Annotated in this window: 16 protein-coding genes; 2 read left to right on the top strand and 14 right to left on the bottom strand. The window is 52.2% G+C overall.

The window, feature by feature from the left end:
• Nucleotides 1-5: 5 nt before the first annotated feature.
• The 4 genes from MIM_RS13580 to MIM_RS13595 form a co-directional block, all read right to left on the bottom strand.
• A complete protein-coding gene (locus MIM_RS13580; protein WP_025373303.1) occupies nt 6-1,283 on the bottom strand; it encodes an MFS transporter in 1,278 nt (425 codons plus the stop codon).
• Nucleotides 1,280-2,605, bottom strand: coding sequence for a lysine N(6)-hydroxylase/L-ornithine N(5)-oxygenase family protein (locus MIM_RS13585; RefSeq protein ID WP_042071467.1), 1,326 nt, complete (start codon nt 2,603-2,605; stop codon nt 1,280-1,282). Before MIM_RS13585 ends, MIM_RS13580 begins: the two co-directional genes overlap by 4 nt.
• Before the next feature lie 17 nt (nt 2,606-2,622).
• Entirely contained in the window at nt 2,623-4,806 is a 2,184-nt protein-coding gene (locus MIM_RS13590) for a TonB-dependent siderophore receptor (protein ID WP_025373305.1), read from the bottom strand.
• Between the two features lie 143 nt (nt 4,807-4,949).
• Entirely contained in the window at nt 4,950-7,316 is a 2,367-nt protein-coding gene (locus MIM_RS13595) for a heavy metal translocating P-type ATPase (protein WP_025373306.1), read from the bottom strand.
• An 88-nt stretch (nt 7,317-7,404) separates the two neighbouring features.
• On the opposite strand from MIM_RS13595, the gene cadR reads away from it, so the two are divergent.
• Nucleotides 7,405-7,836 (top strand): Cd(II)/Pb(II)-responsive transcriptional regulator, encoded by a 432-nt coding sequence (gene cadR, locus MIM_RS13600; RefSeq protein ID WP_025373307.1) that lies wholly within the window; start codon nt 7,405-7,407, stop codon nt 7,834-7,836.
• A gap of 81 nt (nt 7,837-7,917) precedes the next feature.
• Here cadR and MIM_RS13605 read toward each other — a convergent pair whose 3' ends face one another.
• The 6 genes from MIM_RS13605 to ppk1 form a co-directional block, all read right to left on the bottom strand.
• Entirely contained in the window at nt 7,918-8,205 is a 288-nt protein-coding gene (locus MIM_RS13605) for a DUF1330 domain-containing protein (protein WP_025373308.1), read from the bottom strand.
• A 430-nt stretch (nt 8,206-8,635) separates the two neighbouring features.
• Nucleotides 8,636-9,412 carry a phosphate ABC transporter ATP-binding protein PstB gene (gene pstB, locus MIM_RS13610; protein WP_025373309.1) on the bottom strand — a complete coding sequence of 259 codons (777 nt, stop codon included), beginning with the start codon at nt 9,410-9,412 and terminating at the stop codon, nt 8,636-8,638.
• 41 nt (nt 9,413-9,453) lie between these two features.
• On the bottom strand, nt 9,454-10,260 hold the full coding sequence (gene pstA, locus MIM_RS13615; protein WP_407638164.1) for a phosphate ABC transporter permease PstA: 807 nt from the start codon (nt 10,258-10,260) through the stop codon (nt 9,454-9,456).
• A 109-nt stretch (nt 10,261-10,369) separates the two neighbouring features.
• Nucleotides 10,370-11,329, bottom strand: a complete 960-nt coding sequence (gene pstC, locus MIM_RS13620) for a phosphate ABC transporter permease subunit PstC (RefSeq protein WP_025373311.1) — start codon at nt 11,327-11,329, stop codon at nt 10,370-10,372.
• Nucleotides 11,330-11,478: 149 nt separating this feature from the next.
• The gene (gene pstS / locus MIM_RS13625; protein WP_025373312.1) at nt 11,479-12,522 is read right to left on the bottom strand and encodes a phosphate ABC transporter substrate-binding protein PstS; all 1,044 of its coding nucleotides are present in this window, start codon (nt 12,520-12,522) and stop codon (nt 11,479-11,481) included.
• Between the two features lie 324 nt (nt 12,523-12,846).
• Nucleotides 12,847-14,952 (bottom strand): polyphosphate kinase 1, encoded by a 2,106-nt coding sequence (gene ppk1, locus MIM_RS13630; RefSeq protein WP_025373313.1) that lies wholly within the window; start codon nt 14,950-14,952, stop codon nt 12,847-12,849.
• 166 nt (nt 14,953-15,118) lie between these two features.
• On the opposite strand from ppk1, the gene ppx reads away from it, so the two are divergent.
• Nucleotides 15,119-16,606, top strand: coding sequence for an exopolyphosphatase (gene ppx, locus MIM_RS13635; protein WP_025373314.1), 1,488 nt, complete (start codon nt 15,119-15,121; stop codon nt 16,604-16,606).
• Between the two features lie 188 nt (nt 16,607-16,794).
• On the opposite strand, the gene MIM_RS13640 is transcribed toward ppx, so the two are convergent.
• From MIM_RS13640 to ftsH, 4 genes are all read right to left on the bottom strand, one after another.
• Nucleotides 16,795-17,559 carry a GNAT family N-acetyltransferase gene (locus MIM_RS13640; protein WP_025373315.1) on the bottom strand — a complete coding sequence of 255 codons (765 nt, stop codon included), beginning with the start codon at nt 17,557-17,559 and terminating at the stop codon, nt 16,795-16,797.
• Nucleotides 17,560-17,712: 153 nt separating this feature from the next.
• Nucleotides 17,713-19,053, bottom strand: coding sequence for a phosphoglucosamine mutase (glmM, locus tag MIM_RS13645; protein WP_025373316.1), 1,341 nt, complete (start codon nt 19,051-19,053; stop codon nt 17,713-17,715).
• The gene (folP, locus tag MIM_RS13650) at nt 19,043-19,894 is read right to left on the bottom strand and encodes a dihydropteroate synthase (RefSeq protein ID WP_025373317.1); all 852 of its coding nucleotides are present in this window, start codon (nt 19,892-19,894) and stop codon (nt 19,043-19,045) included. The genes glmM and folP overlap by 11 nt, the downstream gene beginning before the upstream one ends.
• Nucleotides 19,895-19,913: 19 nt before the next feature.
• The gene (gene ftsH, locus MIM_RS13655; protein WP_025373318.1) at nt 19,914-21,821 is read right to left on the bottom strand and encodes an ATP-dependent zinc metalloprotease FtsH; all 1,908 of its coding nucleotides are present in this window, start codon (nt 21,819-21,821) and stop codon (nt 19,914-19,916) included.
• Nucleotides 21,822-22,098 lie beyond the last annotated feature (277 nt).

Below are 22,098 nucleotides of genomic sequence, written 5' to 3' on the forward strand. Positions count from 1 at the left end.
CCGCTCTATGTCGCTACTGGCTGCTTGATCCGGTCCAGATTCAGCGTCAGTCTATTGACAAGCCAGGTAAGCGCAATTCCCGCCGCTGCGATAAAAAATGCTGCCTGGTGACTGATCAGGCCCACGATATAGCCGGCGCACCACGAAGATATCAGCACACCCAGATTTTGAAAAAAGTTGGTAATACTGAAATGATGTGCATAATCTTCCTTGCGACTGATACTGAACAGACTCACTTCCAGCTTAACCGCCACCTGAAATCGTCCCCAGCCGTACATACAACGTCCGATTACAATCGCTAGGTCGGAAGAAACCGACTGCAAGCACAGCCCGACCAACAGCAGCAGTAGATTCCAAGTTAAATTCTCATTGCGTCGGGCCATCTTATCGTTCAGGCAACGCTTGACGATTAGAGCGACTACCGCAGTCAGTCCCGGTATAGCAAAGATCAAGCCAGCCAATGCTTGATCATTATTCGCCGTAGAGTAAATCCAGTATTCAGAAAAAAAGGGGCGGATCAGATAGATGCTGAAATCAAAGAGAAACATGATCAGGCTTAATGTCAAAATTCTTTTAAGAAAATGAGAGAAGCCCTTTCTATCGTATGCTTGTAGCTTGGTAGGCTGCTTAAAGTCTCGTGCCGCAAGTGCGGACGTCGTTGCATCATCGGCAAGCATTACAGCGGCATCCTGAACCGTCTGACCCTTCTTTGCTTTGACGCCATTTACCTTAATAATGCGGCCCGTTAAATTCAGCCATAAGGTAATACCCATCTGAGCAAAATCGCCTGCTGCCATCATCACCAACGCGGCACTTGCCCCAATATGCTGCAAAATGTACCCGCCCGATGCTGCCGCAAAAATTCCTGAAATATGCACCACAACTGACAGCAGCGCAATCGTTTGGCTATGATCTTCTCTGCTGACAATCCGCATCAAATATGGAAACATAAGCAAGTAGCTGCTTTTGAATATGAACATCAGCATGGTCAGTACCCAATACTGCGTCAGCGTTTCCGCCCAAATAGCAGACAGACAGAGCAGACCAGCAACGCATTGGGTAAAGCCGATGAGTGACATGGGTTCCAACCGTTTTGCCACCCTCACCCAAACCGGTAATGTACACATGACCGCAATTGAGATAGCCGCAACGTACATGCCTGTATGCACGTGATCGGTATTACCGTAGCGCATATCGAAAAACTGTGGGTAGAATCCAATGAGCACAGTATCGCTCATCATGCCCAGCGCGGACATGATGATAATGGCATTGCGAATGTTCATTGGTCGATCAGGCGTAAAAACTGATCATTGCCTTCCGGCGAAAACGCCTGAAACGTCGTATTGCAGTCGACATAATAGACTTCCCGTTGCGCGATTGCATTGATAATACGAGCGTTCCGATAGCAATTCATACCCAAATCCGGGTTCGTCACGCCGTGACTTTCCAAACCCGCATTCTGGATAAAGACCTGGTTACCAACCATATCCACTGCATAGTTCTCGTTCTGGCGATAGCGACCATCATGCAATCGTAACCGATCGACGATGCCCTGCATGAACGCAGGGATTCGATAATCATACCCTGTTGCGAAAACGACTTCATCAGACATGAAACGATATCGCCCACTCGTCTGGCAATGATCTAGGATCAATTCAGTTTGAGAATCGAGGCGATTACATTGAGTCAACTTCAAATTACTATATAGATAAGTACGAGCGACTTCCGATTGCGATTTTTGCGCCAACTCATCATAAATTTTCGCAATCAAACTGGCGTTAATGCCTTTAAAGAGACTGCTTTGATACCCTAAGACATCGCTTTTTATCTCGTTGTCCAATGAGTAGAAATGATTAGCATAATCTGGTGTAAAGAGTTCCAATGCAAATTTTCCTGTCTCCATTTGAAAAAAATGCGAGGAACGTGTAATCCAGTAGAGCTCGTACATGCAATGATCCATATCACGCAGTAAGTCGTAATAAATCTCCGCTCCGCTTTGGCCACTGCCAATGACCGTTATGCGACGCGCCTGTTGCAACCGACTCTTTTTCTCGAGGTACATACTGCTGTGTACGGACTGATATGTTTCGTCGACACAATCAGGCAGACAAGGAGTGCTGCCCACCCCAACAACCAATCGGCGGGCGCAATAGACATGTTCACATTTCGACAGTAAATCAGTGGCGGTGATGACATAGCACTCACGTTTATTGTCAAATGTAATCGCAGTCACCTGTCGGCAATAGTGCACATTTTCCAACTGACGAGCAGCCCACCTGCAATACCGGTTATATTCCTGTCGAGTCAGATAGAAATTTTCATGGAAATAACACTGATAGATCTTGCCCTGTTGCTTACAATAATTCAAATAACTGAACTTACTGGTCGGATCGACCAGTGTTACCAAATCCGCGATGAAATTGGTTTGTAAGGTCGTACCAGGAATCATCATCCCTTCATGCCAGGTGAACTCCGATTTTTGTTCCAGGAAGACAACATCCAATTCCGTTAATGGAGCCATCAGGCACGCCAAACTTAAATTGAAGGGGCCGAGGCCCACGCCAAGCACATCGTGGACCCCGCCATTTTTAGCTGTGTATGTCATTTCGTTTCCGCTGGACATCAATATTTCAATTGCACATTCATTCCAACGGACCGTGAAGGTGCGTAGTAACTCTGCGCCCACATCAACGAGGTCAGATATTTTTTATTGAAGACGTTTTTGACATTAGCCCCAATAGTGACGTGCTTGTTGAGTTCATAACTGGCCATCAAGTCAGCAACCGCGTAAGCCTTCTGTTTGGTATAAATATCGACTCCTGCCGGAGTCTTGCCCTGGAGGCGCCGGATTTCGGATTGCCAACGCACAGCACCGCCCACTTTGAGTCCTGACACAGCAGGTACGGCATAGGTCGCCGCGATTGTGAAAGTGCTTTTCGGTACGTACTCACGTACAGCCTTACCTGATTCATCTTTTATAGAGAACAGACGGGAATATCCTGTACTGACCTGCAAACCTGGCAGAACCTCACCCTGCAACGCCAATTCGAAACCGGCGGAACGTGAGTCCACTGCTTTATAACGACCTAATCCGTCCTTGAATGTGTCATATTCGGCAGTGTTATTCTGTTCGGCACGGAACAGGGCCACACTACCAGTCAGCCGGCCGTCATCTGACTCGCCTTTCAACCCCAGTTCATAGTTCCTGCCTTCCAGTGCAGGAACAAGCTGGCCCTGGACGTCGTAACGGAATTGCGGATTGAATATACCTGTATAGCTGGCATAAACCGAGTAATTCCTATTCAAATCATAGATCAACCCAAGGTAAGGTGAGAGTTTATTACGCCTGAAGTAATGGGGATATTTATATTGGACACCATCACTGGTTGCGCGCGTGTAATTTACACCTGCAATGACTTTGAAAGCATCAGTGAGATTCAAACGAGTCGCAATAAACGCAGTCGTTTTACGATCTATGAAGTCCGCACCACTAGGCTCTACAGTATAGAAATCCGGACGCGGAAATTGTCGATTCCAAACAAAGAGCGATGGCAATGGAATATTGGTATCCGCAGCGAGTGAGGTCATGTAATTTTTACTGCGGCTGACATTGATACCGAACATTACATCGTGCTCGCGCCCAGCCAACCGGTATTTACCGGTGGTACTAATATCACCAATCCATTGCTTTTCATAACGGTTATATTTGGTCGGCCAGGAGAGCAAACCCAGACCTGTTACGCGATCGGGTACGCCGTCAACAAAGAAATGCTCGGCATCCTGAGTAATTTTGCGATACATAAGGGTTGCTTTTGTATTCCAGCCCGCACCCCAATCATGAGCGAGTTCCGCAAAAGTGGTCTGATCTTCCGTATTCCAATAGGCCCAGTCAGGCGCAGTGCTATCCGAGACATCATAATAAACGGGGCTGCCGTCTGTATAATGAAGCGGGAGCGCACCCCACATAGCGGATCTTGCTTTATTTTTCTGATACGCGTGGCCTAATGTCAACGTGGTCCGATCACCCAGATCTGCATCTACAATGACGCCAAACACTTTTTTGTCAAGACCATAGCGGTCAAGATAGGAATTCCCTTTTTGATATGCAGCAATCAACCGTCCTCGCACCGATCCGCTACTGTTGAGCGATGTAGTAATATCCGTATCCAGTCGCCGCGTAGCAAATGAACTATATGATAAATTGGCGTTGGCGGAAAACGCTCGTTTGGGACGCTTGCGAATAAAATTAACAGTGCCGGATGGATTGCCAGTATTAGTCAATAGGCCATTGGCACCTTTTAGCACCTCTACCCGATCATAGAATGCCATGTCCAAATCGCCCATCTGCTCTTCGGTAGAAAACTGTAACCCGATGCCGTCAACCTGAAAATTGGTCACTTCATAACCGCGAATGTTGTAGTAATTGCGGTCCGTTTCAACCTGTTGAACAAACATGCCAGGCACTGTCGACAATAATGAGGTTGCGTTGTTGAGCCCAAAATCATCTATCTGGGTACGCGTCACCACATTAACGGATTGCGGCGTCTCGCGCGGCGATAACGGCAGGCGCGTAGAAGTTGAAGCAACCGGAACACTGTATTGTCCTGTCCCCTCACTCACCGCAACGTCCTGGTTTTCCGCAAGGATGGGCGCAAGCTTGGTGATGTTAGGGGCGGTTGATTCTCCCTTTTGTGTCTGGGCCAGAGCGCTGGATGTGACCGCCAGTGCGCTCAGGATTGAAAGCCGGATGAGTTTGGGTACGAACGTCCTCGGCGAATGACGCAACCCTTTTGAAAAAGCCGTCATAATACTTCTCGTCTTTTTAATGTACAAAATAATAACGAGAAGTATTTTTATTTATTATCTTATGTAAGTCAATGTAACAGCATCGTCAGATGGGTCAAAAATTGTCAAGACGCAAGGTAAGCAAGCACCCTTGCGCCTTCAGCCTATACCTCGCGCTGTGAAAACCGCAACAGCCTCAAGCCATTGGCAACCACCAGCAGGCTGGCGCCGACATCAGCAAAAACCGCGAGCCACATTGAACCCAGTCCCGCCAGAACCAGCACCAGAAACACCACTTTGATACCCAGAGCCAGGCTGATGTTCTGTACCAGCACGCGACGGGTGGTGCGTGACAGCTTCAGGAACGCGGGAATTTTAAGCAAATTGTCGTCCATCAGCGCGACGTCTGCCGTTTCAATTGCCGTATCAGAACCCATCGCACCCATGGCAAAGCCGATATTGGCCTGTGCGAGTGCGGGTGCATCGTTCATACCATCACCGACCATGCCAACCACGACCTGCCCGTCTTTCTGCAGCTTCTGCACTAGTTGCTGTTTTTCCTGAGGCAGCAGTTGCGCCTGCGCCTGCGTGACACCACTGGTTTTGGCAACGGCATCAACGACCGATTGATGATCGCCCGACAACATCACGGTTTTCACACCCAGCTGGTGCAATTGCTCAATGGCCCTGATGCTGCTGTCCTTGATTTTGTCGGCGGCAGTAAACAGCATGCATACGGCGCGCGTGTTCATCAGCAGCACAACACTTTGACCACTGTTTTGCGCAGCAGCGACGCGATCCTTTACCGCGGCGCTCATGACTCCCAGCTCCTGCGCCCACACCGCGCTGCCCAGGTACCAGCGTTCATCGCCAATCACACCTTGCACGCCCCGCCCTGCCACGGCCACAAAGTCGTCCACGGTCACGGCTGACAAGGCAGAAGCCTCCGGCGCCTGTGCAATGGCCCGGGAGACGGGATGGTCGGAACGCGTGGCCAGGCTGACCGCAATGCGCTGCAATTGGTCAGCAGAATATGCCTGATCCAGAGGTGTCATACCGGTCTGCACGGGCTGACCCTGAGTGATCGTACCGGTCTTGTCCAGCGCCAGCCAGCCCATGCGGTGCCCCTGCTCCAGATATACACCGCCCTTGATCAGGATCCCCATGCGGGCTGCAGCAGTCAGGCCACTGACCACCGTTACCGGTGTAGAGATAACCAGCGCGCACGGGCAGGCAATAATCAGTACCACCAGCGCCTGATAGATCCAGCTCAACCAGGCCCCACCGAAAAACAGCGGCGGGATAATGGCAAGCAGCACAGCCAATACCACCACGGCGGGCGTGTAATAACGCGAGAAGGTGTCAACAAAACGCTGTGTGGGTGCCTTGACCGCCTGCGCCTCTTCAATCTGCGTGATAATGCGGGCCAGTGTGGTGCTATCGGCCGCTGCGGTCACGTCGATTTCGATTTCCCCCGCTTCATTAACGGTACCCGCAAATACCGTGTCGCCCAGTTCCTTATCGACCGGCACGCTTTCGCCGGTAATCGGTGCCTGGTTCACCGTGGTAACGCCGCGAACAATACGGCCATCCAGTCCGATACGCTCGCCCGGGGCAATACGTACCCGGCTGCCTAGTGCAACTTGTGCAACCTCGACCTTCTGCCATTGCCCATCAATCTGTACCGTCACCGTTTCAGGCGCCAGATTCATCAGGCCGGAAACCGCCGCACGTGTGCGGTCCAGCGATTTTGCCTCGATCCATTCAGACAGCGTAAACAACACCATCACCATGGCCGCTTCAGGCCACTGCCCGATCAGCAAGGCGCAGGTCACGGCAATACTCATGAGTGCATTGATATTCAAATCGCCATAACGCAACGCAACCAGACCCTTGCGATAGGTTGCAGTACCAGCGAGAGCCACGGCCGCAACGGCACAAACAATGGTCAGCCAGACTGGCCCGCTGAACCAGTGCACCAGTTCGGAAGCCAGTGCCAGCACACCACCCAGCCCAAGGTGCCACCAGGCGGGTAAAATGCCGCCGCCAATATTGGGGGAAACTTCACCTGCCGACTGCGTCTGCTTAGTGTTGCCGGTGTGCCGGTGAGCGGGGTGTGCCTGACCATGGTCGTGGTCGTGGTCGTGGTCGTGATCGTGATCGTGTTTATGGTGATGATCGTCATGCCCGGCGTGTCCATTACTATCGCCATTACTATCGCCATTACTATCGCCATGGCTACGCGCCGTATCATGCGAGTGACTGCAGCAGCCGATTTTCCCGGCTACCCGGGGCGTCGCAGATTTGCCATCATGCAACTCCGGGGTAAAGCCGATTTTGCGGATGGCCTGCATCACCTCGTCCAGCACAGCCGGTTCATGTGTTACCGACAGGACACGCGACATGAGGTTGAAACGAAGGCCTGTTACTCCGGGCTTCTTCTCCAGCGCCTTGCGCAAAAGCCGCTCTTCTGTCGGGCAATCCATTTGTTCGATGCGAATCGCGGTTACACGGGTTTGTTGCTCAAACATATTTGTACTCCAATTCAGCGTATAATCAGATTTAAAACCCTAAAGTAACTATAGAGTCAAGCTATTTTGAACAGGACAAGGAAAAAAGATGAAAATCGGAGAATTGGCCCGTTTACAAGGATGCACGCCTGAAACGATCCGCTTTTACGAAAAAGCCGGCCTGCTACCCGCACCCGTCAGAACAGAGGGTAATTACCGGCATTATGATGAAGAACATGTGCAGCGCCTGCGTTTTATTCGCAACTGCCGGATTCTGGATATGTCGCACGATGAAATCCGCAGCCTGTTGCTGGCACACGATGAAACGCCGGATGACTGCCAGCCCGTCAACCAGTCCATAGACGCCCATATAGAACACGTGGAAACGCGCATCCGGGAACTGAGTCAGCTCAAAGCACAACTTGCCTCGCTGCGACAGCGTTGCTCCGGCCCGCATGACGTTAAAAATTGCGGTATTTTTCAGGAACTGCAGACTGCAGAGATGGATAGCCCACATATACACGGGCATACCCACCTCTGACCTTCAATTGGCGCTCGGGGCTGGCAGAAAAACACGCCTTGCCGTCAAATGCGTCCGACGGTCACTGATTTTTATGCGTCGTCAAACGCCAGGGACCATCAGAAACTGTGCTTCGGAAAAAGGTTCGCGAATAGCCTTGGCTGCCTGGTATTCCGCAGAATCATAGAACGCTCTGGCGTGTTGTTCATCAGGAAACTCCACCAGCACGACGCGCTGATCCTCACGTGGCCCTTCCAGCGTGACCGGCGAAGGACAACGCGCCAGAAACCGCCCGCCATGAGCGGCGACGATGTCGGGAGTAAGCGCGGTATAGGATGCATAGCCTTCGGGATTATTCACTTTTACCCGGACAATCAGATAGTACGACATCGTAAGTAGCTTCCTCAAAATAGTGGGACGCGAAACAGCCCACGCTGACAATACTATATCCGGTTTAATCAAGCGTTTTAAGCACGTGCACCCTACTTTCCTTTTTCTGTCGACAAACAACGCGTCTGCCGGGTGAAGGATTGTATCGTTTACAAGGGCCAAAACGAAGCGCCCCGCACAAGGCGGGGCGGCGCAATGGATTCACCTATCCATATTATCAAACATTGTTTTAAACATTGCGCCCGAAGATATTACTGATTTATGCGAAATCGCATCATCAGGGAAAACCCTAGGTTTCGACAAAAATCGTTACGATGCCTGCATAAAATAAAGCTGCGTCCTGCAATATCGACGAATCGAATACCGCAGGACGCAGCGTGATGGGTACCAATCGCAGACAGATCCGACAGGCTGTCCTGCGATACAAGCCTTAACCGAAACGACCGGTGATGTAGTCTTCGGTTTCCTTGCGTTTTGGCTTAACAAACATTTGTTCGGTTTCTCCGAATTCCATCAATTCACCTAAATACATGTACGCGGTGTAGTCTGAGCAACGTGCCGCCTGTTGCATATTGTGCGTCACGATAGCAACCGTGTAGTCTTTTTTCAGTTCGGTGATCAGCTCTTCGATTTTGACCGTAGAGATCGGATCCAGTGCTGAACATGGCTCATCCAGCAACAGGACTTCAGGCTTAATGGCCACACCACGTGCAATACAGAGACGTTGCTGCTGACCGCCGGACAAGCCACTACCGCTTTGACCCAGTTTGTCTTTTACTTCATTCCACAGGGCCGCTTTGGTCAGGGCCCACTCTACCCGCTCGTCCATCGCTGCTTTGGACAGACGCTCAAAGAGCTTAACGCCAAAGGCCACGTTATCGTAAATGCTCATTGGGAACGGGGTAGGCTTCTGGAACACCATGCCGACCTTCGCGCGCAACAGAGAAATGTCCTGCGAGGTGGTCAGCAGGTTCTCACCATCCATGTTGATTTCGCCCTCGGCCCGCTGGCCGGGATACAGTTCATACATGCGATTGAAGGTACGCAGCAGCGTAGACTTACCGCAACCTGATGGACCGATGAATGCGGTTACCTTGTTTTTCGCGATCCGGAGGTTCACGTCTTTGATCGCGTGAAATTTGCCATAGTAGAAGTTCAGATTTTTAACTTCAATCTTTGTCTGGTCAATCGTAACCAAGTTTTCCATGTGTGTCTTCCTGACGAATACTTTAATTTAGGGATCGCTGACTATTTTTTGCCAAACACGTTACGGGCAATAATATTAAGTGCCAGCACCAGCAATGTGATCAGTGTCGCGCCTGCCCAGGCCAGCTCATTCCAGTCCTTGAACGGGCTGGCAGCATATTGATAGATCACTACCGGCAGGTTGGCCATTGGCGCATTCATATTCCAGCTGGTGAACTGATTAGACAGTGCAGTAAACAGCAGCGGTGCCGTTTCACCGGCGATACGGGCTACAGCCAGCAAGACACCGGTCAGAATACCAGACATGGCCGCTTTGTAGCAGATCATGGTCACCACGCGCCATTTCGGGCAACCCAGAGCAGATGCGGCCTCGCGCAGGCTGTTAGGTACCAGTGCCAGCATATTGTCTGTGGTACGCACAACGACGGGAATCACCAGAATGGCCAGGGCGAAGGAGCCGGCCCAGCCGGAATAATGTCCGGAGTTGGCCACCACGATGGCATAAATGAACAGACCGATCACGATGGATGGCGCAGAGAGCAGCACGTCGTTCAAAAAGCGGGTTGCCGGTGCCAGCCAGCCGCGCTGTCCGTATTCAGCCAGATACGTACCTGCCAGAATGCCGATTGGCGTACCAATGGCCGTACCCACAGCGGACATCAGCACGGAACCGATCAGGGCATTGGCCAGGCCACCGGCCTCGCCCGGGCCCGGTGTTTTTTCGGTAAACAGCGTAAACGACAGCGAACCGCCGCCTTTGACTGCCAGCGTGAACAGGATCCAGATCAGCCAGAACAGGCCGAAAATCAGCGCAGCTGACGATAAGGCCAACATGATCTTGTTGCGCATATGGCGACGGCGATAAATCCAGTTGCCCGAGTGAATGGCCGTATTGGCCTGGGATGGTAATTCAGTTGTTGCAGATGTTGTGTTCATGATTTATCTCCAGAGCCCGTGATCAGGATTTTTTACCTTCGGCCGCTGACATTCTCAACAGCATGAGACGCGAAGCCATCAGTACCACAGTGGTGATCAGGAACAGAATCAGACCCAGTTCGATCAGGGACGATTTCTGCAGGCCGGCTGCTTCATTGAATTCGTTGGCGATAGCAGAAGCGATTGAGTTGGATGGATCGAACACACTGCCAGGCAGACGGAACGAGTTACCAATCACGAACGTCACCGCCATGGTTTCACCCAGCGCGCGGCCCAGACCCAGCATGATGCCGCCGATCACGCCGGTTTTTGTGTACGGAAGCACAACACGCCACATGACTTCCCAGGTTGTGGAGCCCAGGCCATAAGCGGACTCCTTGAGCATGGGGGGAACAACTTCAAACACGTCACGCATAACGGACGCAATGTATGGAATAACCATGATGGACAGCACCAGACCGGCGGTAAACAGACCGATACCGAAGGGAGCCCCCTGGAAAAACTGGCCGATAAACGGTATGCTGCCAAACACTTCGATCAGTGTGGGCTGAACGTACTGTTGGAAGATAGGCACAAAAACGAACAAACCCCACATACCATAAATAATGGAGGGGATCGCTGCCAGCAACTCAACTGCCGTACCCAGTGGGCGACGCAGCCAGGTTGGTGCCAATTCAGTAAGAAACATGGCAATGCCGAAAGAGACCGGCACCGCAATAATAAGCGCAACAAAGGCGGTAATCAGCGTACCGATGATCGGAACAACGGCACCGTAAATATCATTTACGGGGTCCCAGTCATTTGTCCACAAAAAGGATGCACCGTATTTAAACAGCGTTTCCTGACTCCCATACACCAGCGACACCATGATGGCCGCAAGCAGCATGAATACAAAGAAGGCGAAAAAACGTGCCACATTCTTAAACAGCGCGTCGGCAAATACGTTGCTTGGGGCTGAATTCGGAGGAAGTTGGTTTTGCATAGTTTGGCTGGCGGACCGGTTAGTTTCGGTCCCAGTTGTCGTTATCGAAACGCTCATTGTAAACCCGTCTTGGTGTTCGTAAAAAACATGGCGGCTTAAAAATTAAGTCGCCATGTTTTGTTCAGAGGGTCAAGTCGTGAAAGACCTGATTACTTCCAAACTGCCTGCCCATCAGCCGATTTGATCTCGGCTGCCCAGGCTGCACGGACTTCTTTTGTCACTGCGTCAGGCAGTGGCACGTAGTCGATATCAGCTGCAGCTTGACCACCTTTGGTGAAGGCCCAGTCAAAGAAAGACAGAACAGCTTTAGTTTGTTCTGGCTTGTCGGCTTTTTTGTGCACCAGAATGAAGGTTGCTGCGGTTACAGGCCAGGAATCAGCACCTGGTTCTTCTGTCAGTACAACACCCATACCAGGAGCGCTTTTCCAGTCGGCGTTAGCAGCAGCAGCGGCAAACGCTTTCTGTTCTGGCTGAACGAAATTACCGTCTTTGTTTTTCAACTGTGTCCAGGACAGATTGTTCTGTTTGGCATAGGCATACTCAACGTAACCAATAGCGTTTTTCAGCTGACCAACATAAGCGGCCACGCCTTCGTTACCTTTACCGCCCTGTCCTGTAGGCCATTTAACGGCTTTGCCTTCACCTACTTTTTCTTTCCACTCGGCAGACACTTTGGACAGATAGTTAGTCCAGCCAAACGTTGTACCAGAACCGTCTGAACGGTGAACTACGATGATGGCGCCGTCAGGCAGCGTAACACCAGGATTCAGGGCAGTAATGGCCTGATCGTTCCATTTGGTGATTTTACCCAGGAAGATATCAGCCAGAACCGGACCAGTTAGTTTCAGTTGGCCTGGTTTGATGCCGTCGATATTCACTACAGCGACTGTGCCACCGATAACAGCTGGAAACTGCAGCAGGCCGTTTTCAGCCAGTTTTTTTTCGTTCAATGGATCGTCAGAGGCGCCAAAATCTACTGTTTTAGCGATAATTTGTTGCTGGCCGCCACCTGAACCGATAGATTGGTAATTGATTTTATTACCGGTCTCTGCTGCGTACATGGAAGCCCATTTTGAGTAAACGGGGTATGGAAAAGAAGCGCCTGCACCAGTCACATCGGCGGCATGTGCGGCAAATGTCGCGGTCGACAGTGCGATGGCGACAGAGACGCTTTTAAGTGCATGTTTGAACATGTATATTCCTTAATACGTTAAAGAGGTAACAAAATACGAACCGTAGTGTCCATGCCAAGTATAGTAAAACGGCTATATGACAAGATAGTGACAAATATAAGGCAATTTCTTTCTGCTATCAGGGAAAACACTAGGGCCGCGCTTTTAGTTTATTATTATCAATAACTTAAAGAACTATTTACGTAACAAAATCGCACTAAAAAAGCATGAAATACGGGCTGAAAACGCAGACGGCACGCAACAGCCCGGCAGACACTGTCATATATTGTCATGTTACAAATTGCGTTTACAACGCCTGACCTGTCTGCTTAATTTCTGCTTTTCTTAACCAGCCTTGCCGAGCAGATCCATCAGATAGTGGTGAATATTGAACGGCTCCCGGCGATTCTTAACGCGCTCGTATTCGCTGCTGGGCTTCTGCTCCCACGCCAGCACGTTATCCTTCAGCGGGAAGATAAATGACTCATTGATCACGCGTTTTTTCAGCACCGGATTCAGAATCGGAAAAGCGACTTCCACACGTCGGAAGAAATTACGATCCATCCAGTCGGCAGAAGACAGATACACCTGCTCCTGGCCACCCGCGTGAAAATAAAAGACCCGTGAGTGCTCCAGAAAGCGACCAACGATAGAACGCACGCGAATATTTTCTGACAGGCCCGGCACCCCGGAACGCAGCGCGCACACGCCCCTGATAATCAGCTCGATCCGCACACCGGCCTGGCTGGCTTTATACAGGGCGTTGATCACGTCAACTTCCAGCAATGAGTTCATCTTGGCCATAATGACTGCTTTCTTTCCAGCCTGCGCCTGTTCGGTTTCAGCCTGAATCAACTTGACCACACGATCATGCAGGGTAAACGGCGATTGCAGTAACAGCTTGAGCGGGCGGCGTGCTCCCAATCCTGTAAGCAGTGAGAAAACCCGATCCATGTCGTTGGTTAAATCCGGATTGGCTGTAAGCAGACCAAAATCGGTATAAAGCCTTGCTGTTCGCGGATGATAGTTGCCTGTTCCCAAATGCCCGTAACGAACGATTTTCTTGCCTTCCCGGCGCAGCACCAGCAGCATTTTGGCGTGCGTCTTATGACCGACCACACCATAAACCACGTGCGCACCCACCTCTTCCAGCTTGGCCGCCCAGTTAATATTGGTCTGCTCATCGAAACGGGCCATGAGCTCCACAACAACCGTCACTTCCTTGCCCGCTTTGGCCGCTGCCAGCAACAGGCCCATCAGCTCGGAATCTTCGCCGGTACGATAGATGGTCTGCTTGATCGCCACTACCTGCGGATCCAGCGCGGCCGACGTCAGAAAATCAATGACCGGCTTGAAGGACTGGTACGGATGGTGCAGCAGCAGATCTTCGCGTGCAATTGCGTCGAACATTTCCGCAGGATTATCGTTCATGGTATCGAACGGTGCGGGCAACCGGGCACGATAGCTGGGGAATACCAACTGCGGATCAGCATCAATATCGCACAAGGGCATGAGGCGCGTTAAATTGACGCTGCCGTGGGTACGGTAGGTATCTTTGGGCCCCAGCGCGAATTCACGCTGCAGAAACTGTTCCAGTTCTACCGGCGTGTTTTCGGAAATTTCCAAACGGACAGCAGCGCCGAAATTGCGCTGCGACAACTCTCCCTGCAGCGCCTGCCGCAGATTGGTCACCTCGTCTTCGTCCACAAACAGATCACTATTGCGTGTTACACGCCATTGATACAGCCCCTTGACTTCCATACCGGGAAACAGATCGCCGGAAAACTGCTGCATCAGTGACGACAACAGCGTGTAGGTATGCCGCTGCCCGCAGACCGATTCGGGAATTTCCAGCAGACGAGGCAAGGCGCGCGGCGCCTGCACAATGGCGATAGACGCGCGACGACCAAAGGCATCTTCGCCACTGAGCGATACGATGAAGTTCAGGCTCTTGTTATAAACGCGCGGGAACGGATGTGCCGGGTCAAGACCGATAGGCGTGAGCAGCGGCAGCACCTCTGTCAGGAAGACATCACGTGCCCATTCGGAAACGGCTTCTGTGTATTCCCTGGGTGCCAGTACCGATACGCCCCGCTTGCGCAATGCCGGAAAGATATCCTTATTAAGCAATGCATACTGGCGATCCACCAGTTCATGTACGCGTTGCTGCACCAGTTCGAATGCCGCCGAGGGCGTCAGACCATCATCGCCGGGCACGTTGGGGAATTGTCGTTCCTGCTCTTTCAGGCTGGAGATACGAATTTCAAAAAACTCGTCCAGATTGGAGCTGACAATGCACAGGTACCGCAGGCGCTCCAGCAGTGGATTGGCCTGGTTCACCGCCATGCCCAGCACTCGCTCATTGAATTTGAGTAAAGACAATTCGCGATTGAGCAATGTGGCAGAGTCGGGCGTGGGTGTAGAAACGGAAACAGAAGTGGTATCGGACATGAACGCAGTTGTTGTTTGTTTTGGGGCTTGGAGAAAGAACAGTTCTTATACCCGGAGAATATAACAGATTTATGACAAATAAATTCCTCATGCCAATTGCCCTTATTTCGCTCGCTGTTGCAGCTTTTTTACTAAAATGGCGTTTCCTTTACCAAGCAGATGCATTATGGACCAATTACTTGCCGCCGTAGACCTGGGCTCCAACAGTTTTCGCCTGTCCATTGCAAGAATTGTCCAGAATGAAAATTCTGTTCAGATTTATGCAACCGATCGCCTGAAAGAAACAGTCAGGCTGGCCGCCGGCCTGAACGCAGAGCGCGTGCTTAGCGAAGAAGCCATTCAGCGCGCCATTGCCGTGCTGTCCCGCTTTGGTGAACGCCTTGAAAATTTTCCCGCCGGGCGTGTGCGTGCCGTCGCCACCAATACCTTTCGCGTCGCGCGCAACGTGGCAGAATTTCTGCCGCGCGCAGAAGCGGCGCTGGGCTATCCGATAGAAGTGATTTCCGGCCAGGAAGAAGCCCGTCTGGTTTACTCCGGCGTTATCCACGAGCTGCCGCCTTCCAGCAAGCAGCGCTTTGTCGTGGATATTGGCGGCGGCTCTACCGAATTCATCATCGGCCGGGAACTTGAGCCGCTGATCATGAAATCACTGTCCATCGGCTGCGTCACTTATACCAAGGCTTTTTTCCCTGACGGCAAAGTGACCGAAGAGAGCTTTGTGCAGGCTGAAATTGCCGCAAGAAAAGAAATTGAGATCATTTCCAGACAGTATCGTCACCTGGGATGGGACGAAGCCTTTGGCTCTTCGGGCACGGCCAAGGCGCTGGTGGCAACGCTGGAGGAATCCGGTTTTTCCGAAAAAGGCATTACCCTGGACGGCATGCAAAAACTGAAAAAAGTGCTGATCCGCCATGGCAGCGCTCAGGCGCCCGAACTGCGTGGCCTGAAGCTGGATCGCATGGAAGTGCTGCCAGCCGGTCTGTCCATCATGATGGCCATTTTCAGCGAACTGCAGGTTAAACAAATGTTCCAGGGGGACGGCGCACTGCGGGTTGGCGTCCTGTACGATATGCTGGGCCGCGACACCTCTCATGACAAACGTGATGAAACGGCAGGCGTGTTCATGAAACGCTACCACATTGACACTCGGCAGGCCGCGCGCGTGAAAAAGCAGGCTTTGATATTCTTTGATTCCATCCTGGCCAGTGAAACAGCAGCAGATGACCTGCGGCGCTATCTGGGCTGGGCCTGCGACCTGCACGAAACCGGCCTGAGTATTTCACAGGTCAATTATCACAAGCACACCGCCTACGTCATGGCCAATGCCGATATGCCCGGTTTTTCTGAAGCAGAGCAGGAACTGCTCTCTTTTCTCACGCTGGGACATCAGGGCAAGCTGGACAAGCTGTTGCCTGAAAAGCCCAGCCGCGTCAAATGGCTGCTCACGCTGTGCCTGCGACTAGCCGTCGTGTTCATGCGCCGTCGCCAGCCAATGACCTCATTACCGGTTTCACTGGAAACCGATGAGCAGAATTTGACACTGCATGTTGGCAAGAAATGGCTGGAAGACCATCCCCTCACCCGCTATACGCTGTCACTGGAAGCCGCAGAATGGAAAAAAGCAGGCTTTACACTGGACATTATTCCTTCCTGATATCGCACACGCTCCACACCACACGCGCCACACATAACGATTAAGCCCGCGTAATTTTTACTGTCCGGTGTTATGGGGTCAGTTCAAAAAGCGGGCTTAATCATCAACATTCTGCTAAATAAGGGGCTAAGATGCGCTAGCCTCGCGGCGCCGAATAAAGACGCCGTACAGGGAGGCCGCAAGGCAGCTCAGACCAGGCCGAAGTGTTTTTTGTAGCGCGGATCGATATTGGCTACGTCAATAATGACCGGGAAATCAGCAGAATTGAAATCACTGTCAAAAGCCGGCTCACCACAGATGTGCGCACCAATCTTCAGATAGCCTTTAATCAGCGCAGGCGTTTTGGCATCGTCGGTAAGTGTGAGTTTATCCAGCGGATAGGGATTGATGGGCACCATTCTTGGGCGATCGGGATGCGCATCAATGTCGCGCTTGGCAGCGCGCCATACTTTCGATGCCTGCACGCCCCCGTCGGCCAGACTGACGCTGGCACACCCGAGCATATAACGATAGTTATTGCTAAGCAGATAACGGGCCAGACCATTCCAGAGCAGCATGATGGCCTGACCATTACGGTAATCCGGATGCGTGCAGGAACGGCCGCATTCGCATAACACGTGCCGGATATGCGCAAGTTGATCGATATTGAATTCCTGCTCGGAATAATAGCCGCCAGCCTCAACCGCTTTTTCAGGACTCAGGATCCGATACGTGCCCACAACGGCATCTGTTTTCAGGTCCTTGACCATCAAATGAACACACCATTTGTCAAATGGCTCAATATCCACACCATTGATGGCCCCGGGGAATACCACGTTCATTTCGTTGGTATAGACCTCGTAACGCAATCGCTGTAACTGCTCAACTTCTTCGGCAGTGGTAGCAATACCCAAGACCAGGCTGTGGCTTGACGCATCATTCTCGTCTGCCTGGATCCGCATGATTTCTTGCATTCGGGTCAATTCCTAAGATTTACGGTAAAGCTGCATGATACCCGGTTCATTTGACAAAAACTTTTCACATACAGGTAATATTTCGATTTTTTGAAATCTTACAACAGAATGCGCTGCCAGTTGCAAAAAGTGCATGCAACCGGCAACAAGCACTTAGGCTGCCAGATCGACCGCCTGCAGGCGCTCCACACCCTGACGGGCCAGCGCTTCGCTTTCGGCTTCGACCATGAGACGCAGCTTGGGCTCGGTTCCCGAGGCACGAATCAGCACGCGACCACGCCCGTCCAATTCGCGCTCCACTTCTTCTTTCGCGGCCTGCAGGCCAGCGTGTGCTTTCCAGTCTGCGCCTTTTTTCCACGGTACATTGACCATGATTTGCGGGTACATTTTCAGATCTGAAATGAATTGGGCCAGCGTTTTGCCGCTGCGCACCAATGCCGTCAGCACCTGCAAACCAGCGATAATACCATCACCGGTGCTATGGTGGTCCAGGCACAGCAAATGGCCCGAGCTTTCACCGCCATAGAGCCAGCCATTTCTCTGCATGGCTTCCAGCACATAACGATCACCCACGTTGGCGCGTTCAAAAGGAACCCCCATGATCTGCATGATTTTTTCAAAGCCGTAGTTGGTCATGAGCGTACCCACAACACCCGCCACACGACCATGCATCATGCGCTCACGAATCATGGCATAGAGCAATTCATCACCATTATAGATACGCCCGTCGGCGTCCACCATCTGGATCCGGTCAGCGTCGCCGTCCAGCGCGATGCCATAATGCGCGCCCACTTCTCTGACCTTCTCGGCCAGCGATTCGGGATGCAGGGCACCCACATCGCGATTGATGTTGAAACCGTCGGGGTTGCAGCCAATGGCCACGACTTCGGCGCCCAGTTCGCGAAATACGTGAGGTGCAATATGGTAGGCAGCGCCGTGTGCGCCATCGACCACAATTTTCATGCCCTTCAGATCCAGATCATTAGGGAAGGTACTTTTGCAAAACTCAATATAACGACCGGCAGAGTCGGGCATGCGGCGGGCACGGCCGATATGCTCGGAATCGACGCAGCCTACCGGCTCGTCCAGCGCTGCTTCGATTTCGAGTTCAACGTTATCGGGCAGCTTCGTACCGTTACCGGAGAAAAATTTGATGCCGTTATCCTGATAGGCGTTATGCGACGCACTGATCACCACACCGGCAGTCAAACGCAGCGCGCGGGTCAGGTAGGCAACAGCAGGAGTTGGGATGGGGCCGGCCAGATAGACGTCAATCCCGGCGGCAGCCAGACCGGCTTCCAGCGCCGACTCCAGCATATAGCCCGAAATACGCGTATCCTTGCCTATCAGCACCATCGGGCGCGCGCTATCCTTGTAATTTTTTGACAGTACCCTGCCTGCGGCATAGCCCAGCCGCAATGCAAACTCTGCATTGATGACAGGACCGCCCACTTCTCCACGTACCCCATCCGTTCCAAAATACTTACGCCCCATGAATTTCTCCTTGTTCTGTGGCAGCCCATACCTTGAGGGCATCTACTGTTTGTGCGACGTCATGTACCCGTATGATGGCCGCGCCCCTGTTTGCAGCGGCCAGCGCACCGGCAATGCTGCCGGCAACGCGGTCCTGCGGAGCCCGGCCCGTAACCGCCGCAATCATGGATTTACGGGACAGACCGATCAATAACGGTGAGTGTAAACCGGACAAGCTGCCCTGTTCACGTAAAAGCTGATAATTCTGCTGCACTGTCTTACCGAAACCATACCCTGGGTCCAGACAGATGCGTGAAGCGGCGATACCGGCGGCAATCGCGGCCGCCCTGCGCTCTTCCAGGAAACGATAGACTTCGTCAGTCACGTTGCCGTACTGCGGCGCCGCCTGCATGGTTTTCGGCTCGCCCTGCATATGCATCAGGCACACCCCGCAATTGGGATGCGCTGCCACAACCTCAAGGGCGCCGGGCATACGCAAGGCGTAAATATCATTAATCAGATCTGCGCCGGCAGCCAAAGCGGCGCGCATCACTGCTGGTTTGAACGTATCGACAGAAATGGGCTTGCCGCAATCACGCAGATTTTGTATTACCGGAATGATGCGTCGCAGTTCCTCTTCTTCGGAAACCGCATCGGCACCCGGACGAGTGGACTCACCACCAATATCCAGCATATCGGCGCCCTGCTCGATCAGTTCGAATGCATGCGCGGTGGCAGCATCGGTCGAGAAATGGGCAGAACCATCAGAAAAGGAGTCGGGCGTCACATTGACGATGCCCATAACAAGCGGGCGCTTGAGTGTCAGCTCGAAGCGCCCGCAAATGAATGTGGAATAATTCATGAAAAATACAGCAGTAAAATCAGGCAGTCACAGTTGCTTTATCGCTACCAGGATCTTTCCGGGCAGGGCCTGACGACGGAGGTGGCGTATCAGAAGAATCACCCGCTGGTTCGGGCGCTTCAGGTGGACGCGGCGGACGCCCGGCCATGATATCGCCAATTTGCTCGGCATCGATGGTTTCCCATTCCAGCAGGGCCTTGGCCATGACGTGCATCTTGTCGCTATTTTCCTCAATGATTTTGCGCGCTACCGAATACTGCTCATCAATGATGCTACGAATTTCAGCATCAACCTTCTGCATGGTTGCCTCTGACACATGCGTGGTCTTGGTAACACTGCGGCCCAGGAACACTTCATTTTCGTTTTCGGCATAGACCATAGGGCCCAGTGATTCAGTCATACCGTAACGGGTCACGATATCACGGGCGATGGCGGTGGCACGTTCAAAGTCATTGGACGCACCGGTAGTCATCTGGTTCATGAAGATTTCTTCTGCAATACGGCCGCCGAACAGTACGGCGATGGTATTGAGCAGACGCTCTTTATCCATGCTGTAACGATCACCTTCTGGCAGTTGCATGGTGACACCCAGCGCACGGCCGCGCGGAATGATGGTCACTTTGTGCACCGGATCGGTCTTGGGCAGCATACGCGCCACAATCGCATGACCGGATTCATGATAGGCGGTATTTTTGCGCTCTTCCTCTGGCATCACGATAGAACGGCGTTCCGCACCCATGATGATTTTGTCCTTGGCGTTTTCGAAGTCCATCATATTGACGGTACGACCATTGCGACGGGCAGCAAACAGCGCGGCTTCGTTCACGATATTGGCCAGATCGGCACCGGAGAACCCCGGGGTGCCGCGTGCGATGACGGATGCCTCGACATTGGGAGCCAAAGGCACTTTGCGCATATGCACATTCAGGATCTGCTCACGGCCGCGTACATCGGGCAGGCTCACCACGACCTGACGGTCAAAGCGGCCCGGACGCAGTAATGCAGGATCCAGTACGTCGGGGCGGTTGGTTGCAGCGATCACGATCACGCTCTGACCGGATTCAAAACCGTCCATTTCCACCAGCATCTGGTTCAATGTCTGCTCGCGCTCATCGTTACCGCCACCCACACCTGCACCACGCTGGCGACCTACGGCGTCGATCTCGTCGATAAAGATGATGCAGGGTGCCTGTTTCTTGGCGTTTTCAAACATATCGCGAACACGCGATGCGCCCACACCCACGAACATTTCTACAAAATCTGAACCGGAAATACTGAAGAACGGCACTTTGGCTTCGCCGGCAATGGCCTTGGCCAGCAGCGTTTTACCAGTACCTGGAGGGCCAACCATCAGCACACCGCGAGGAATACGGCCACCCAGGCGCTGGAAGCGGGAAGGTTCGCGCAGGAAATCAACCAGCTCTCTTACGTCTTCCTTGGCCTCATCGCAACCGGCCACATCGGCAAAGGTAATCTGGTTGGTGCTTTCGTCGAGCATGCGGGCGCGGGATTTGCCGAAGCTGAACGCGCCGCCTTTGCCGCCGCCCTGCATTTGACGCATAAAGAAGAACCACACGCCGATAAGCAACAGCATGGGGAACCATGAAATGAGTGCACTAAGCAGGAATGAAGGCTGTTCTGGCTGTTTGGCGGTTACTTTGACGCCTTCGCGCACAAGATCACCGACCATCCACAGATCGTTAGGTGCAGTCAGCGTATAAGGCCGCGTGCCCGAGCTGGGTGTGACCGTCAGAGTATTGCCCTGAATTTCAACACCGGACACCTTGCCCTGCTTGGCATCGGTCATGAACTGACTGTAGCTCACGCCCTCTGTAACCTGACCTGCGCCGTCGTATTGCTTGAATACCGTAAAAAGTACCAGCGCTACAACCACCCAGATAGCGAATTTTGAAAAAGAATTATTCAACAATCTGACTCCTGCGATGAATGGCAAATGACCCTGAAATCAGAGCCTTTACCCCGTTCATATGATTCTAACCTATTGATAAAAAAAAGAGGCTTTACAACCGGCTTAAAAACAAATTAAACCTTTACCCGCTGTTTCCGGATATATTTCGGGTAAAAACGCCGGCCTGGCAACGCCCGGGCGTATTACGCAAATGCAGCAAGTCATTTATTCCGGCGCCTGAAGCGCCGGGTCCTCACAACAACCAAATTGGGGCAAAAATCCGGTTTCCAAGCAC

The sequence above is a fragment of the Advenella mimigardefordensis DPN7 genome, assembly GCF_000521505.1.
In the GTDB taxonomy this organism is placed as follows: Bacteria; Pseudomonadota; Gammaproteobacteria; order Burkholderiales; family Burkholderiaceae_B; genus Advenella; species Advenella mimigardefordensis.